Origin of the sequence: Rhodococcus sp. 14-2496-1d, assembly GCF_002259365.1 — a bacterium.
Classification (GTDB): domain Bacteria; phylum Actinomycetota; class Actinomycetes; order Mycobacteriales; family Mycobacteriaceae; genus Rhodococcoides.
Map to the genome: position 1 here is coordinate 18,879 of NZ_NPFV01000004.1, position 15,778 is coordinate 34,656.

The 15,778-nt window shown below is 65.9% G+C and carries 17 protein-coding genes; 7 read left to right on the forward strand and 10 right to left on the reverse strand.

What is annotated here, in order from left to right:
* Positions 1-7: 7 nt before the first annotated feature.
* From CH296_RS01750 to CH296_RS01760, 3 genes are all read right to left on the reverse strand, one after another.
* On the reverse strand, positions 8-1,240 hold the full coding sequence (locus tag CH296_RS01750; RefSeq protein ID WP_032397581.1) for an MFS transporter: 1,233 nt from the start codon (positions 1,238-1,240) through the stop codon (positions 8-10).
* Positions 1,241-1,315: 75 nt separating this feature from the next.
* Positions 1,316-2,092 (reverse strand): glutamate racemase, encoded by a 777-nt coding sequence (locus CH296_RS01755; RefSeq protein ID WP_094683880.1) that lies wholly within the window; start codon positions 2,090-2,092, stop codon positions 1,316-1,318.
* A complete protein-coding gene (locus CH296_RS01760; RefSeq protein WP_032397583.1) occupies positions 2,089-3,261 on the reverse strand; it encodes a cystathionine gamma-synthase in 1,173 nt (390 codons plus the stop codon). The genes CH296_RS01755 and CH296_RS01760 overlap by 4 nt, the downstream gene beginning before the upstream one ends.
* Before the next feature lie 81 nt (positions 3,262-3,342).
* Here CH296_RS01760 and CH296_RS01765 point away from each other — a divergent pair, with 81 nt between their 5' ends.
* Positions 3,343-4,515: an acyl-CoA dehydrogenase family protein gene (locus CH296_RS01765; RefSeq protein WP_094683881.1), complete on the forward strand. Its 1,173-nt coding sequence runs from the start codon at positions 3,343-3,345 to the stop codon at positions 4,513-4,515.
* 60 nt (positions 4,516-4,575) lie between these two features.
* On the opposite strand, the gene CH296_RS01770 is transcribed toward CH296_RS01765, so the two are convergent.
* Entirely contained in the window at positions 4,576-5,961 is a 1,386-nt protein-coding gene (locus CH296_RS01770) for a cystathionine beta-synthase (protein ID WP_032397585.1), read from the reverse strand.
* Between the two features lie 96 nt (positions 5,962-6,057).
* Between CH296_RS01770 and CH296_RS01775 the strand changes: the two genes are divergently transcribed.
* Together CH296_RS01775 and CH296_RS01780 are read left to right on the forward strand one after the other, a co-directional pair.
* A complete protein-coding gene (locus CH296_RS01775; protein ID WP_094683882.1) occupies positions 6,058-7,071 on the forward strand; it encodes an SGNH/GDSL hydrolase family protein in 1,014 nt (337 codons plus the stop codon).
* A 71-nt stretch (positions 7,072-7,142) separates the two neighbouring features.
* Positions 7,143-8,363 (forward strand): acetyl-CoA C-acetyltransferase, encoded by a 1,221-nt coding sequence (locus CH296_RS01780; RefSeq protein WP_032397587.1) that lies wholly within the window; start codon positions 7,143-7,145, stop codon positions 8,361-8,363.
* Positions 8,364-8,430: 67 nt separating this feature from the next.
* Here CH296_RS01780 and CH296_RS01785 read toward each other — a convergent pair whose 3' ends face one another.
* The gene (locus CH296_RS01785) at positions 8,431-9,279 is read right to left on the reverse strand and encodes a Bax inhibitor-1/YccA family protein (protein ID WP_094683883.1); all 849 of its coding nucleotides are present in this window, start codon (positions 9,277-9,279) and stop codon (positions 8,431-8,433) included.
* Positions 9,280-9,476: 197 nt separating this feature from the next.
* On the opposite strand from CH296_RS01785, the gene CH296_RS01790 reads away from it, so the two are divergent.
* Complete coding sequence (locus CH296_RS01790; RefSeq protein ID WP_032397589.1) at positions 9,477-9,902, forward strand: hypothetical protein; 426 nt, start codon at positions 9,477-9,479, stop codon at positions 9,900-9,902.
* A 4-nt stretch (positions 9,903-9,906) separates the two neighbouring features.
* Here CH296_RS01790 and CH296_RS01795 read toward each other — a convergent pair whose 3' ends face one another.
* Positions 9,907-11,034 (reverse strand): methyltransferase, encoded by a 1,128-nt coding sequence (locus tag CH296_RS01795; RefSeq protein WP_045196032.1) that lies wholly within the window; start codon positions 11,032-11,034, stop codon positions 9,907-9,909.
* Positions 11,035-11,116: 82 nt separating this feature from the next.
* On the opposite strand from CH296_RS01795, the gene CH296_RS29395 reads away from it, so the two are divergent.
* Positions 11,117-11,239: a hypothetical protein gene (locus tag CH296_RS29395; protein ID WP_254923930.1), complete on the forward strand. Its 123-nt coding sequence runs from the start codon at positions 11,117-11,119 to the stop codon at positions 11,237-11,239.
* A gap of 13 nt (positions 11,240-11,252) precedes the next feature.
* Here the strand turns inward: CH296_RS29395 and CH296_RS01800 are convergent, their stop codons facing one another.
* The 3 genes from CH296_RS01800 to CH296_RS01810 are packed head-to-tail and all read right to left on the reverse strand — an operon-like array spanning position 11,253 to position 13,162.
* Positions 11,253-11,777: a peroxiredoxin gene (locus CH296_RS01800; protein WP_032397591.1), complete on the reverse strand. Its 525-nt coding sequence runs from the start codon at positions 11,775-11,777 to the stop codon at positions 11,253-11,255.
* Between the two features lie 16 nt (positions 11,778-11,793).
* Positions 11,794-12,564: a tyrosine-protein phosphatase gene (locus CH296_RS01805; protein WP_094683884.1), complete on the reverse strand. Its 771-nt coding sequence runs from the start codon at positions 12,562-12,564 to the stop codon at positions 11,794-11,796.
* A 25-nt stretch (positions 12,565-12,589) separates the two neighbouring features.
* Positions 12,590-13,162, reverse strand: coding sequence for an antibiotic biosynthesis monooxygenase (locus CH296_RS01810; RefSeq protein WP_094683885.1), 573 nt, complete (start codon positions 13,160-13,162; stop codon positions 12,590-12,592).
* Between the two features lie 171 nt (positions 13,163-13,333).
* Between CH296_RS01810 and CH296_RS01815 the strand changes: the two genes are divergently transcribed.
* Both CH296_RS01815 and CH296_RS01820 read left to right on the forward strand, forming a co-directional pair.
* On the forward strand, positions 13,334-13,825 hold the full coding sequence (locus CH296_RS01815) for an Lrp/AsnC family transcriptional regulator (RefSeq protein WP_094629356.1): 492 nt from the start codon (positions 13,334-13,336) through the stop codon (positions 13,823-13,825).
* The gene (locus tag CH296_RS01820; RefSeq protein WP_094683886.1) at positions 13,822-14,967 is read left to right on the forward strand and encodes an FAD-binding oxidoreductase; all 1,146 of its coding nucleotides are present in this window, start codon (positions 13,822-13,824) and stop codon (positions 14,965-14,967) included. The genes CH296_RS01815 and CH296_RS01820 overlap by 4 nt, the downstream gene beginning before the upstream one ends.
* 68 nt (positions 14,968-15,035) lie before the next feature.
* Here CH296_RS01820 and CH296_RS01825 read toward each other — a convergent pair whose 3' ends face one another.
* Positions 15,036-15,653 (reverse strand): TetR/AcrR family transcriptional regulator, encoded by a 618-nt coding sequence (locus CH296_RS01825; protein ID WP_094683887.1) that lies wholly within the window; start codon positions 15,651-15,653, stop codon positions 15,036-15,038.
* Positions 15,654-15,778: the final 125 nt, after the last annotated feature.

Here is a 15,778-nt window from a genome sequence, read left to right on the forward strand (position 1 = left end):
TGGCGCACTACCGATCTCGGCGCTGCGCCAGCGAGAATCCGAGAACCGAGAACAACGCCATCGCGATGACGAACGCGCCGTACACCTCCACCGTCGTGCTCAACCCCAGCCGATGCACCGACAGACCGGCGACCACGGCGGGCACGCTGAAGGCGAGGTAGCTGATGACGAACGTCGTGGCGAACACCCCGCCTCGCTCCGCTGCGGGAACCAGGGCACCGAGCGTGCGCATCGCGCCGAGAAAAGTTGCTCCCCAACCCGACCCGGCGATGACAGCCCCGACGAAGTACAGCCCGATCGAGCCGATCTCGACCGATACCAAGGTCAGCGCCACACCGATCGCAAGCACGGACGCGCCGATCATCATCACCCTGCGAGGAAATCCGTTGCGCACCACGGCAGCTGCTATCGAACCGGAACCGAACAATGCGAAGATCTCCAATCCGCCCACGATGTGGTTGTCGACACCGAAGACAGTGCCGATGATGGACGGACCGAGCGAGAGGTGGAAACCACCGAGAGACCACGTGGCGAACAGGGCGGGAGCGATGAGAAGGAACGGTGCCCGCACCGACTTCGGGATCGACATTCTCGGCAGCAGGGTCGACGCGAGGTGGCGTCGGGAATCGAAGCCGCGCAACGCCGATGTCTCGGGGACGAACAGCAGCGCCACCGCGAGGACGAGCGCCGCGCCGATCAACAGAACGAACACGAGGATCTCCGGTGCCGGAGCCAACTGCACCAGCAACCCGGCACCGAGCGCCCCGGCCGCCAGACCGAACGAAGGTGCCACGCTGTTGAGCAGCGGCCCGGTGGACACGTCGGGCTGGAGATCGATGATGGCCGCACTCATCGCACCCGTGGCCGCGCCTGCAGCAATCCCCTGCACCACCCGAGCGGCGATGAGGAGCGGCACGCTGTCGGAGACGATGAACAGCACCAGGCTCACCACGAGCATCAGCAGCGACGCAATCAGAATCGGCTTACGACCGATGTGGTCCGACAGGCTGCCGACGGTGAGCAGCGTCGCCAGGAGCGCCACCGCGTAGACGGCGAAGATGAGCGTGAGTGTGATCGCGCTGAATCCCCACGACTGCTGGTACACCGGATACAGCGGAGACGGTGCTGCCGACGACGCCATCAGCACGATGAAGGCAACGCCCACCACCCAGAAGGCGTACCGATGCGGCATCCTCGCCGCGGTCCTTCCGGCACTACCGCGCACTTCGACGCCGACCATGTGTTTCCCTTCACCGCAGTGACCGTTAGCTCAGTGAAAGACAACGCTCGGGAGCGTCCTGCATTCCCCGACGGGTCAGTGCTGCTCTGCTCGCAGGTCGTCGAGTAGCAGCTTTCCTTCGGGATACCGCTGCGCGCTCGCAGGCAACCCGCCCTCGATTCCGCTGAGCCACACCGAGACGCGGCCGGTACCCGAACCGCTCGAGCCGACCTCGTCGACGCGTCGGACGGTCTGATTGGCCACGGCCTCGGCGCTGTCGAACATCGTCACCTCGGTGGGCAGCTGCGCAACGATCTCGCCCCGCACCAGCGGGTAGTGCGTGCACCCCAGCACGACCGACTGGACGTCGTCGGGCGTGGCAGCCACGGCGGCGGCGATCGCAGCGCTGATCCCCCGCTCGTCTCCGCGGTCGATCGAATCCGCCAGACCGTGGCACGCCACGCTCGTCACCGTCCGATGCGAGGCGAACTCCTCGATCAACCGCGCTTGATAGGCACTGGCCGTCGTTGCTGCCGTTGCCCAGATCGCAATCCGATCACTCTGCGCCGCAGCGGGTTTGATCGCCGGGACGGTACCCACCACCGGGATCGGGTCACCGAGCGCGGCCCGAACGTGGCTCAGCGCCGTCACGCTGGCGGTGTTGCACGGAAGCACGACCACCTCGGCACCGAGACCGACGGCGTGCTCGGCGGTGGCGACCACCCGGTCGATCACCCACCGATCCGGTTTGGGTCCCCAGGGAGCGTTGTCGGGATCCATCATCAGCACCAGATCGAGCTCGGGACGCACCTGGCGAAGCCGCGCAGCCGTAGGGAGCATCCCCAGGCCCGAGTCGATCAGTGCGACGATCATGCCAATGCTTGCTCGACGTCGCCGACCAGGTCGGCACCGTCCTCGATGCCGACCGACAGCCGCACGAGATCGTCGGGTACCTCGAGCAACGAACCGGCCGTCGAGGCGTGGGTCATCGCGCCGGGATGTTCGATCAGCGACTCGACGCCGCCCAAGGACTCCGCCAGGGTGAAGATCTCGGTCTTCGCGCAGAAGTCGAGTGCAGCCTGCTTGCCGCCGGCCAACCGCACCGACACCATGCCGCCGAACCGTCGCATCTGCTTCGCCGCGACCGCATGAGACGGGTGCGATTCGAGTCCGGGATAGATGACCTGCGAAATGGCCGGATGCCCCTCGAGGAATTCCACGATCTTCTCGGCGTTGTCGCTGTGACGCTCCATCCTCAGCGCGAGAGTCTTGATGCCGCGCAAGGTCAGGAACGCGTCGAACGGTCCCGGAACACCGCCCGCGCCGTTCTGCAGGAACGCGAACGCCGTATCGAGCTCTTCGCTGTCGGTCACCAGCGCGCCGCCGACGACATCGGAGTGTCCGCCGATGTACTTGGTGGTCGAGTGCAGCACCACGTCGGCACCGAGGCTCAGGGGCTGCTGCAGGTACGGGGACGCGAACGTGTTGTCGACGACCAGCTTCGCCCCGCCCTCGTGCGCGACGCCCGAGAGCGCCTCGATGTCACCGACGTTGAGCAACGGGTTGGTGGGCGTCTCGACCCAGACCAGCTTGGTGTTGGGGCGCATCGCCGCGCGGACCTCGTCGACATCCGACACCGCAGCCACCGAGTACTCGATGCCCCACTGGGTGAAGACCTTGTCGATCAATCGGTACGTGCCGCCGTAGGCGTCGTTGGGGATGACGAGGTGGTCACCGGGGCGAAGCGCCGAGCGGAGCAGGCAGTCCGTCGCCGCCATGCCCGAGGAGAACGCGCGCCCGTAGGTGCCGGACTCGATGGCCGCCAGGTTGGCTTCGAGCGGCCGACGCGTCGGGTTGCCGGTGCGCGCGTACTCGAAACCGCTGCGCATACCGCCGACGCCGTCCTGAGCGAAGGTGGAGCTGGCGTAGATCGGCACGTTCACCGCGCCGGTCAGCGGATCCGGCTCGTAGCCGGCGTGCACCGCCTTCGTGGAAAAGCCCTGCCAGGAGGTGTTGTCTGCCTTGCTGCGCTGCTCACTCATGCCCTCCACCCTAATCGGCCTGCGTCGCCCGGCGGGGTCGTGGGTAACCTGCGAAGACAACCCCCAGCGGAAAGAGGCACCGTGGCCAACTCCCAGAGCGTCGACGAACTGTTCGCGATCGATTCACTCCTCGACGACGAGGAGCGTCAGATCCGAGACACCGTCCGCAAGTTCGGCAACGAGCGCATCCGTCCACACATCGCCGACTGGTTCGACGAAGGCACTGTGCCGGCCCGTGACCTGGCCAAGGAACTGGGCTCGCTCGGGTTGCTGGGCATGCATCTCGAGGGCTACGGCTGCGCCGGAACCTCCGCGACGGCGTACGGCCTGGCCTGCCTCGAGCTCGAGGCGATCGACTCCGGCATTCGATCGCTGGTCTCGGTGCAGGGCTCACTGGCGATGTTCGCCATCTGGAAGTACGGCTCCGAGGAGCAGAAGCAGCAGTGGCTACCGGGCATGTCAGAGGGTTCGCTGATCGGCTGCTTCGGGCTCACCGAGGCCGACTTCGGATCGAACCCAGGAGGCATGCTCACCCGCGCCAAGCGCGACGGTGACGACTGGATCCTCAACGGCAGCAAGATGTGGATCACCAACGGGCCGGTCGCCGACGTCGCCGTCGTGTGGGCCCAGACCGACGACAAGGTCAGGGGTTTCGTCGTCCCCACGGACACCCCCGGATTCACCGCCAACACGGTCAAGAAGAAGCTCTCGCTCCGCGCGTCGATCACCGGCGAGTTGGTGTTCGACGACGTCCGGCTTCCTGCCGACGCGATGCTGCCCGAAGCCCGCGGCCTGAGCGGCCCGTTGAGTTGCCTGAACGAGGCCCGCTTCGGCATCGTCTTCGGCGCGATGGGCGCGGCGCGGGATTGCATCGAGTCGGCGATCGAGTACTCCAAGACCCGCGCGGTGTTCGACAAGCCGCTGGCCGGGTACCAACTCACCCAGGCCAAGCTCGCCAACATGGCCCTCGAACTCGGCAAGGGTCAGCTGCTCGCGCTGCACCTGGGCCGACTGAAGGACAAGGGTCGGCTACCGGGTGAGCGAGTGTCGCTCGGCAAGCTCAACAACGTGCGCGAAGCGATCAAGATTGCTCGTGAATGCCGAACGATCCTGGCCGCCAACGGAATCACGCTGGAATACCCGGTGCTCCGACACGCCAACAACCTCGAATCGGTCCTCACCTACGAGGGCACGTCCGAGGTCCATCAGCTCGTGATCGGGCAGGCGCTCACCGGCACCAGCGCTTTCCGATGAAGCGGCTGCGCCGCATGTGAATGGAACTTCGTAGCCTGCTACGAAGTTCCACTCACATGCCTAGGCTCCCTTGCTGAGAAATCCGAGCAGATCGTGGCGGGTGATGACGCCGACGGGCTTGCCTTCCTCGACGACCATCAGCGCATCGGATTCGCCGAGTGCCTTGGTGGCGTCGGAGACAGTCTCTCCGGCACCGATCAGCGGGAACGGCGCGCTCATGTGCTTGGCGACGGGGTCGGCCAACGCGGCCCGTCCCTCGAACACGGCGCTCAGCAGATCGCGCTCGGTGACGCTGCCGGCAACCTCGCCTGCCATGACGGGCGGCTCGGCACCGACCACGGGCATCTGCGAGACGCCGTACTCGCGCAGGATCTCGATGGCGTCACGCACGGTTTCCGACGGGTGGGTGTGCACCAGGTCCGGGAGCGCGCCGGACTTGCCGCGCAGCACTGCACCGACGGAGGTCTCCTCGGTGGTGCCGTCCAGGCGTGAACGCAGGAATCCGTACGAGGACATCCAGGAATCGTTGAAGATCTTGGCCAGGTAGCCGCGTCCGCCGTCGGGCAGCAGCACGACGACCAGCGCGTCGGGACCTTCACGCTCGGCGACCTGGATAGCAGCAACGGCAGCCATGCCGCACGAGCCGCCGACCAGCAGGCCCTCCTCCCGTGCGAGGCGACGGGTCATGTCGAACGAATCGGCATCGGAGACCGCGATGATCTCGTCCGGGATGGACGGGTCGTAGGCGGTCGGCCAGAAGTCCTCGCCGACGCCCTCGACGAGGTACGGGCGTCCCGTACCTCCGGAGTACACCGAGCCCTCGGGGTCGACGCCGATGACCTTGACCTTGCCGCCGGAGACCTCCTTGAGGTACTTGCCGGTGCCGGAGATGGTGCCGCCGGTGCCGACGCCTGCGACGAAGTGGGTGATCTTGCCGTCGGTGTCGGCCCAGATCTCGGGACCGGTGGTCTCGTAGTGGCTGGCCGGGCCCGCCGGGTTGGAGTACTGGTTGGGCTTCCAGGCTCCCTCGATCTCGCGAACGAGTCGATCCGAGACGCTGTAGTAGCTGTTGGGGTCCTCGGGCGCGACGGCCGTGGGGCAGACGACGACCTCGGCTCCGTACGCGCGCAGCACGTTGCGCTTGTCCTCACCGACCTTGTCGGGGCACACGAACACACACTTGTAACCACGCTGCTGCGCGACCAGTGCGAGACCGACGCCGGTGTTGCCGGACGTGGGTTCGACGATGGTGCCGCCGGGCTTCAGTTCGCCGGACGCCTCGGCCGCGTCGATCATCTTGACGGCGATGCGGTCCTTGGACGAACCACCCGGGTTGAGGTATTCGATCTTGGCCGCGACAGTGCCGGCGCCGTCGCCGATGACGGTGGACAACTTCACCAACGGGGTGTTGCCGATGAGTTCGGTGATGTGCTGTGCGATGCGCATTGCTCCATCTTCCCAGATGCAGGTATTCGACTCTCGGTCACGGCCGTCGACACCCGCATACGATGGTGAGGAAGGCATGAGGAGAGGGATCGATCTGTGACGGCGAGCGGATGGCGTACCGCTGCGAAAGCGAGCGCCGCGACAGTGCTGGCAGGCTCGGGAGCAGGGACGGCGTCCTGGGCCGCGTACCGACATCTGATGGCGCAGGCCGCTGCGGCGCGTGGCGTCATCGGGCGCACCACGGCCAAACCACCGGAGGCGGACGGCGTCTACACAGCGGGCTGCGTGGCCCCGGAACGGTGGCGATTGGGAAGTTCAGCAGATATTCATCTGATGATCTTCGGCGACTCCACCGCGGCAGGCGTCGGCTGCACCGTCGCCGACGAGGTTCCCGGCGTTCTGCTGGCCAGAGGATTGGCGGAGGAAACAGGCCAACGAATTCGCTTGAGCACCAAGGCAATTGCCGGTGCCACATCCAAGGGACTCGAAGGCCAGGTCGACGCCATGTTCGTCGCAGGTCCCCCTCCCGACGCCGCGGTCATCTTCATCGGCGCCAACGACGTCACCAAGAAGTTCTCCATTCCGGCTTCGGCGGCCCGACTGGGCGACGCGGTGGAGCGGCTCACCGCCAAGGGCTGCGTCGTCGCCGTGGGTACGTGCCCCGATCTCGGTGTCGTGACGGCCATTCCGCAGCCGCTGCGTACCGTCGTCCGCAATTGGGGTCGACGCCTCGCCCACGCCCAGACTGCCCGCACGCTCGGCGCGGGCGGGCATCCGGTGGCCCTGGCCGATCTGCTGGCTCCCGAGTTCCTGGCGGCCCCCGACACCATGTTCTCGGCGGACCGCTTCCATCCCTCGGCGGCCGGCTACGAGCTTGCCGCACAGCAGATTCTGCCGGTGCTCGCCTCCGCCCTCGGCGTGTGGCACGGTGGCCCGCTGCCCGAACTGCCGACGGTGTCTGCTGCCGTCGAATCGCGCAAGCCGATCCCCCGTGCCACCGCAGCCCTCGACCGATTTCTGCGCCGGCGAACGGCAGAACTCGACGCCGAGATCACCACTGCGTCGGAGGATCTCGTACGTCGCGGCAGCGCCGATTCGGCGGGGTTGTAAGTTCGGTCAGGAGACATCGCCTACCCGGCGGTAGCAAAGCAGGTACGCAGTATCGATTCGAAGGAGATCTCATGCCAGAGGCAGTCATCGTCGCCACCGCGCGCTCACCGATCGGCAGGGCGATGAAGGGGTCGCTGAAGGACATTCGCCCCGACGACCTCACCGCTCAGATGGTCGCCGCTGCGCTGGCCAAGGTGCCCTCGCTCGACCCGAAGGACATCGACGACCTGCTTCTGGGCTGCGGACTGCCCGGAGGCATGCAGGGCAACAACCTCGCTCGCATCGTCGCGGTTCAGCTCGGCTACGACTCCCTGCCCGGAACGACGATCACGCGATACTGTTCGTCCTCGCTGCAGACCACCCGCATGGCGCTGCACGCGATCAAGGCGGGCGAAGGTGACGTGTTCATCTCGGCCGGTGTCGAGAGCGTGTCCAGCTTCGTTCACGGCAGCTCCGACTCGCTCCCCGAGAGCCACAACCCGATCTTCGCCGACGCCGAGGCCCGTACCAAGAAGGCACAGGAAGAGGGCGCGGACAGCTGGACCGACCCCCGCGAGAACGGCGAACTGCCCGACGCGTACATCGCGATGGGCCAGACGGCCGAGAATGTCGCGCTTCTGACCGGCATCACCCGCGAGGACCAGGACCACTGGGGCGTGCGCAGCCAGAACCGCGCCGAAGAGGCCATCAACGCCGGATTCTTCGAGCGGGAGATCACCCCGGTGACCCTCGCCGACGGCACCGTGGTCAGCACCGACGACGGCCCTCGCGCCGGCACCACGTACGAGAAGATCAGCCAGCTCAAGCCGGTCTTCCGACCCAACGGCACGATCACTGCCGGCAACGCCTGCCCGCTGAACGACGGCGCAGCAGCGCTCGTCATCATGAGCGACACCAAGGCCAAGGAACTGGGCCTGACCCCGCTGGCGCGCATCGTCTCCACCGGCGTCACCGGCACCTCTCCCGAGATCATGGGCCTCGGACCGATCGAGGCCACCCGCAAGGCGCTGAAGATCGCGGGCATGTCGATCTCCGACATCGACCTGTTCGAGATCAACGAGGCCTTCGCGGTGCAGGTCCTCGGTTCGGCGCGCGACCTCGGCATCGAGGAGGACAAGCTCAACGTCTCCGGCGGTGCCATCGCCATCGGCCACCCGTTCGGTATGACCGGTGCCCGGATCACCACCACGCTGCTCAACAACCTGACGACACACGACAAGACGTTCGGCGTCGAGACCATGTGCGTCGGCGGCGGCATGGGCATGGCCATGGTGCTGGAACGTCTCAGCTGATCCGAGACAGCACAACGAGAAAAGCCCCGCCTCTCCCGAAGGAGTGGCGGGGCTTTTCTCGTGAGTACTAGTCGTTCTGGAAGTAGCTCAGCAGTCGCAGGATCTCGACGTACAGCCAGACCAACGTGATGGTCAGACCGAGGGCGACGCCCCAGGCTGCCTTCTCCGGTGCCTGTGCGCGGATCAGCTGATCGGCCTGGTCGAAGTCGAGCAGGAAGCTGAACGCGGCGATGCCGATGCAGACGAGGCTGAAGATGATGGCCAGCGGTCCGCCGGAACGAAGACCGAAACCGTCCTCCATGAAGAAGCTGGCGACGAGGTTTCCGAGCATGAGGACGACGACACCGATGAGGGCACCGACGACCATGCGGGTCAGGCGCGGGGTGACGCGAATCGCGCCGGTTTTGTAGACGATCAGCATGCCGAAGAACACGCCGAACGTGCCGAGGACGGCCTGACCGATGAGGGCCGATCCGCCGACCCCACCGAACTCGACACCGGTGAACATCAGCGACAGTGCGCCGAGGAACACGCCTTCCGCTGCGGCGTAGGCGAGGACGATGGCCTTGTTGTCCATCTTGCGACCGAAGGTCGCGAACATGACCAGGCCGAAGCCGATCAAGCCACCGCCGATGACGAACGGAGCGGCCAACGCGGTGTTGTTGGAGACCAGCAGGTACGAGATGATCGCCGTGACGCTCAGCACACCGAGGGTGATGCCGGTCTTGGTGACCACGTCGTCGATGGTCATGGCCCGCTGTGCGGGCTGGGTGGTGTACGGGTCGGCCTGCGTTCCGGGATGCTGGCCGAAGGTGGCGGCCTGCGAGGCTCCAGCCGTCGCAGATCCGAATGTGGCGTAGCCGCCGCCCTGCTGCTTGGGCAGGTTGCGGAACACCGGGTTGCTGGAGGTGCGCACCGTGTCTCTTCCCTTCGTAAGTTCTGATCCCCACCGGGGATCTCCCCGTCGGTCATCAGTAGAACGTCTGACATCCGGACAAAAGTTCCCAGGAGGAGAACTTCTACGACGGACAAATCGGACTCTACCGGGTGGGGGCTCGACACGCGGAGACGACGGCGTGTGTGACACCGAATCGAAACGGGCACTATGAGGAAATGGCAATCGAAGACGGACCCGACCAGACCTTGGACCCCAGCGAGAGCGTCGACTCCGACGAGGTGCGCAACGACGACGGCGACACCGTGGTCGATCCCCCCGATCACTGGAGCGAGGCCAATAGCTTCGGCACCACTGCTCGCGAAGCAGCCGAGGGCGAGAGTCTGGACCTCAAGCTCAGCGAGGAAGAACCCGACATCGCCGTCGAAGACGATCTCGACCGCCCGATCACCGAGACCCCCGACGACGAGTTGACCGAGGAACTGGTCGACCACGTCATCGAGGAATCCGACGAGGATCCGGACGTCGATTACGCAGAAGGCCAGCGTCAGGCCGAAATAGTCGAAGGCACTCTCGTCGAGGACCTCGGACGCAACCGAGGACAGATCGACGGAGCTCCCGAAGACGGCGGCCCGGTCACCTGACCGTCTACCGTTGCTCGCTCGGACGCACCGAGCGAGCAACGGTGAACTTGCCGTTGCGCCCCATCAGGTCGGTGGGGCCGACGGCGTCGGCCAGTTCGCGCCGATAGTTCAGATGGGTGTTGAACACCGTCCACAGTTGTCCTCCCGGCCTCAGCACGCGGCCCGCCGCCGCGAACAACTTGCTCGCGCCGCCCGTGTGCACCGCAGCACCCTCGTGGAAGGGCGGGTTGCACACCACCAGATCGACCGACTCCGATTCGACCGTGGACATCGCATCGTCGGCGAGCACCGACACACGCGTCCCGTTGGCCTCGGCCGTGGCCGCCGCCGATGCAATCGCTGCGGACGAGCGGTCGGTGGCGATCACCTCGAGGTCGGGCCTGGTGCGCGCCAGCTCGGTGGCGAGAATTCCTGTGCCACAGCCCAAGTCGACGGCAACCCGAGCTCGCGGGAGCATCTTCGGAACGAACTCGAGCAGATACCTGGTCCCGATGTCGAGGCCCGCACCTGCGAACACTGCCCCGTGCGCCACCACCGTCAAGTCCAGGTCGGCAATCCTCTTGCTCACCGGATACGTCATTCCCGACGCCACCGCCCCACGTGCGGTGAGCACTCGGGCCTTCTGTCGTCCGCGGCCGGCCGTCACCGTCTCGAACGACTTCCGCAGGACGTCGTTCATCGCCGGGGTCATGTGCTTGTCTCGTCCCCCCGCGAGGACGACGACGTCCGACGATGCGTGTGCGGCGATGTGCTCGGCGATCTCGGTGAGTTCGGCCAGACCTCGCGGCAACTGCATCAGCACCACGCCGACGCCGTCGAGAAGTTCGGCACCGAGCGCGTGCTGGGTGTAAGTCCCGGCCATCGAGACCCGCGCGGCGTTCAGCTCGAGCGCGCGCACTCCGGTGACGGCGTCCTGATGCACGCGTATCGCGGAGAACCCGACAGAGGCGGCCCCGAGGGTCAGGGCTCCGTACCGGTCGCCGATCACCGCGATCGGCCTGGTCCTGTCGATTCCGGTCAGTTCGTCGACGGTATCGAGGACGAGGCGGTCCGCGGCGTCGACGGCGTGAAGGTTGGGTGCCTCGGCGTCGGGCTCGCGACGAAGGGCGTCGAACAGGGATTCATCGGGCACTCGAGCAGTATCCCACCCGGCCGAGCCCGGACAGCCCGCGCGGCGAGTGGCTATTGCCGCGAATCAGGGGCATGCTCGGGGAATGGAACACAAGGACAAGAACGAGGCGCTCTTCAGCCATCCCGACGACGCATCGACCGATGCGCACGCCGAAACATCGAAGCCTGCCGTCTACACCGCCCTGTTCAGCGGCGCGAACGAATAGCGAGAACAGCCCTTCACGACAGGTAGCGCAGGTACTCCAACGCCTTGGTCGCATGTACGTGACCGCGTTCGCTCTGCACCACCATCCGCACCACTCGGTTCCGATCGATCACGAATGTCGTCCGCTTCACGGACAGTAGCTGCCGCAGGTACCCACGGTTGGCTGCATGCGCCCGCCCGCGTTCGAGCTCACGAAGCCGACGCCGCCGGGTGAACCACCCGCCTCGTCGCACTCCGAACTGCTCGGCCACCGCACCGTCGGAGTCGGACAGCAACGGATAGTCGAACGACCTCTGCAGCGCGAAATGCTGGTTGCGATCTCGGGTGTCGGTACTGATGCCGACACGTTGCGCGCCGAATCTCTCGAACTCCGTGCCCAAGTCCCTGAAATGACACGCTTCGGCCGTGCAGATGGGGCTGTTGGCCGCCGGGTAGAAGAACAGAACGACCGGGCCCGACGCAGTCAGGTCGGTCAGCGCACGCAGTTCCCCGGAATGGTCCGGTAGCTCGAAATCCGGGGCGGTATGTCCGATACGCATGGGGCGAGGCTACCGCTCAGTCGTTCACGAGGGCGGCGGTCAGGCGATGCCGGAGGTCCCGATCGATACCCAGGTGCGTCAGGTACCCGTCGAACGATCCGTGTGTCGACTTCATGACGTCCAGCCCGTGCTCCAGGTAGGACGCGCGAACTCCCAGTATCGCCTCGGTGGGTCGGACCTCCGTGTCGGCCGCCCCCACCCAGGTTCGGCGCACGTGAGCGAGTAGGGGCTCGATCCCGTCGTTGCTGCGTAGGTAGTCCGCGACGATGTCGTCCTCGCTGACACCGGCCGCCCGCAACACCGTCGCGACGGTCCACCCGGCCCGATCCTTGCCCGCTGCGCAGTGCACCAGGACGCCACCGCGCCCCTCGACGATCGCGTCGACCACCCGCTTGATCGCGTGCGACGCCCCGTCGAGAGCCGAGAAGGACGCGTACGCCCGCATCATGTACTCGACTTGGCTCCGCTCGTCCTGCATGGGAGCTTCGTGGGGGGCGCGCACTCCTCGAACGATCTCGAAGGGAACCGAGATCGACTCGACGCCCGGCGGAACTCGGTCCGCGCCACTGCGATCGATCTCCGAACCGCTACGAAAATCGAACACCGTGCGGATCCCGAGGTCACCGACAGAACGCTGGCCGCTCTCGGACAGCGCGCTCAATTCGGAAGCGCGATAGAACAATCCAGGCCGAACCGTCGCCCCGTCCGTGGTGCGCACACCGCCGAGATCACGGAAGTTCCAGGCCCCGTCGAGGGCGAATTGATCGTGTACCGGGGCGTCGGGCATGGGTTCGACCCTATCGAAAGCGAGGCTACGAGCGCGGTACCAGCCAGCGACGCAGCCGGGCAGTGACGAACGGCATCACCACGTACACCATCAGCGGCGTGCACATCAGCACCACCAGCGCGGTACGCAGGGCCACGTTCAGGTCGGTCAGGTGTGGCGTCACAACGATGTTGACGAGCAGACTGACGGCGTAGAAGGCAACCCCGATCGAGACCGCCTGCTTCCACCGCGGCGGCGGACCACCGATCACCCGGACGGCGTCGGTGAGGTTGGACTGCGGCTCGAACCATCCCTCCACACCGGAGAGTCGATGTGTCGCAACGTCGTCGGCGATGGGACGGCCGGTGCCGAGCCAGGTGCGCCTGGCATCCGAGCGCAGCCAGGCGTCGAGGTCGGCGTGTGTCTCGAAGCGATACACCACGTGGTAGTCGGTGGAATCGCCGGAACTGCGCAGCCAACCGCCACCGAGAAATCCGGGAAAGGTTCGGACGATGTCCATCCCGCGATCGGTCCACTCCACGAAGTCGGCTTCGTATCCCCGGCGGACGCGTCGCGCGACCGAGGTCGTGACGTGATCGAGCGTGTCGGTCGTGGTCATGCGGTACCCCTCCTGCGCGTGTTCCTCGCGGATCGATGTGTTCTACACAGAGTGCGGCCATATGGACCGACATTCAAATCGGGAGCCGAATCAGAGATCGATGGCTCGATGCTGGAAAGAATGTGACAATTCGTCCACACAGACCCCTGACGAACCGGCTGGAGTGGACGGATGGCACAGAAGGAATACGAGCTCGACGATGTGGACCGACGTATCGTCACCGAGCTCAGCCGTGACGGCCGAATGTCCATGCGCGCCCTGGCCGAGGCCACCCACATCTCGCGAGCACACGCCTACGTGCGCGTCGACCGTCTCGTCGACGAAGGGGTCATCGAGGGATTCACCGCACGCATCGCCTACGAGAAAGCGGGGTTCGGCGCGTCGGCGTATGTGGCATTGTCCATTCGGCAGGATTCCTGGCGCGCCGTCGCCGACGATCTGAGCACCTTCCCCTTCGTCGAACACGTCAGCCTCATGGGCGGCGACTTCGACGCCCTCGTTCTGGTGCGAGCTCCGGACACCTCGGCGCTACGACACCTGGTGCTCGACAAACTGCAGGGACTCGACGGGATACTGTCGACGCGAACCTGGCTGATCTTCGACGAGGCGATCGGACCCGGCGCGCAGTGGACTGCAGAGACAACGAACGGGAGCAATCCATGACCACGTCCGAGCGGCAACGGAACTCCACCGACGTCATCGTGATCGGCGGCGGAATCGGCGGTGTCTCGCTCGGCTACGAACTCGCGAGCGACCGACGCGTCACACTGCTCGAGCGCGAATCGACCCTGGCCTTTCACACCACCGGACGTTCGGCCGCCCTGTTCCTGGAAACCTACGGCAACAGCACCATTCGGGCCCTGACGACGGCCAGCCGGGCCTTTCTGGTCGACCCGCCGGAGCACTTCCGAACCGAGCTGCTGGCCCCGCGTCCGCTGTTGCAGTTCGCGGCCATCGGGCGAGGCGACGCGCTCGAGGCAATGTATGCGGACGTCAGCCGACTGACACCCGACGCCCGACTGGTCACCCCGACCGACGCGTGCACACTCTTTCCGCCGCTGCGCCCCGACCTGGTCGATTGTGCACTCTACGAACCACATTCGATGGAGGTCGACGTCCACGCGCTGCACCAGGGTTTCGTACGGGGGTTGCGCGATCGAGGGGGACAGGTCCACACCGGGACAGGCGTGACGCAGCTCGGACGCGTCGACGGACTGTGGCACGTGCACACCACGGACGGGTCGGTCCACACTGCTCCCCTCGTCGTCGACGCAGCAGGCGCGTGGGCGGACGTCGTGGGCGGCATGGCGGGTGCCGATCCTATCGGACTCGTCCCGATGCGTCGGTCGGTGTTCATGGTCGCCGCGCCCGACGATCTCGACACCGCGAATCTGGCGACGTTGAGCGATATGGACGAGAAGTTCTACATCAAACCCGAAGGTGCACAACTCTTGTGCTCCCCTGCAGACGAGACGCCCACCGAGCCGAGTGACGCGCGCCCCGACGAGTTGGAGATCGCGCGGGCGTTCGACGACATCGCCGAGGCCACCACATTGACGGGCCGGCATCTGCGCTCGTCCTGGGCGGGTCTGCGCAGTTTCGTTCCCGATCGCACCCCGGTCGTGGGCTTCGACCCGAGCATCGAAGGCTTCTTCTGGTGCGCCGGTCAGGGTGGGTACGGAATCCAGACCTGTGCGGCACTGGCACGAGTCGGCGCGGCAATCGTTCGCGGAGAACCGCTTCCGATCGACGTGACTGCGCGCGGACTACGGGTGGACGACTTGGCTCCGCAGCGCTTCGGGTGAGAGGCGCTACGCGCCACGTGCACGAAAACTCGACCCCTGCTACGAAGTTCCACTCACGACGTCTACCGTCAGCCGGCGACTACGCGTCGTAGATCGCGCAGCGTGGTTCGGTAGATATCCACCAGGTCGGCGTCCTGCCCGGCATCGATGCGCTCGGCCCAGTCGTCGAAGGCGATTCGCATGGCCATCCCGGCACCCTCGATCAGCAATCGTGCGTACGAACGTGATTCGTGGCCATCGAGCTTGGCGGCCACCGAGTCGGTGACGCGACACAGCGTCATGGCGTCGGTCGCGAAGGCGGCGGACCGCAGGTGATCGTCGCGCCCGATCAGCCGTCGGGTACGCAGTAGTCGATCTCGCGCTTCGTGCGGTGCCGCGGATAATCGTTCGACGGATCGCTCGTACAGTGCTTCGATAGCTGCAAGGGTGATGTTCGCGGGGGCCGTCGATGCCAGCCAGACGTCGATGTCGAGCTCGAACTCCGGGGCGAGCCCGAGAACCGACTCTTCCTTGGATGCGAAGCTACGAAAGAACGTGCTGGGCGATACTCCGGCCCGACGTGCGATTTGGTCGACCGTCGTTGCTGCGCAACCCTGCGTCTCGAACAGTTCGAGCGCGGCACGGGTGATCTCGAGCTGGGTTTCCCGGCGACGTCGCTCTCGCAGGTCCGGCACGTGCTCGCTCATTGTCCTCCACCCATCGCCTACTTCTTCGTATTCTCGCCGTCAACTTACCAGCAATGTTCAAGTTGACAGTCACTGTCACAATGAGTCAGGCTGTCGCAGCACGACCTTTTCTCCACACTTGAACC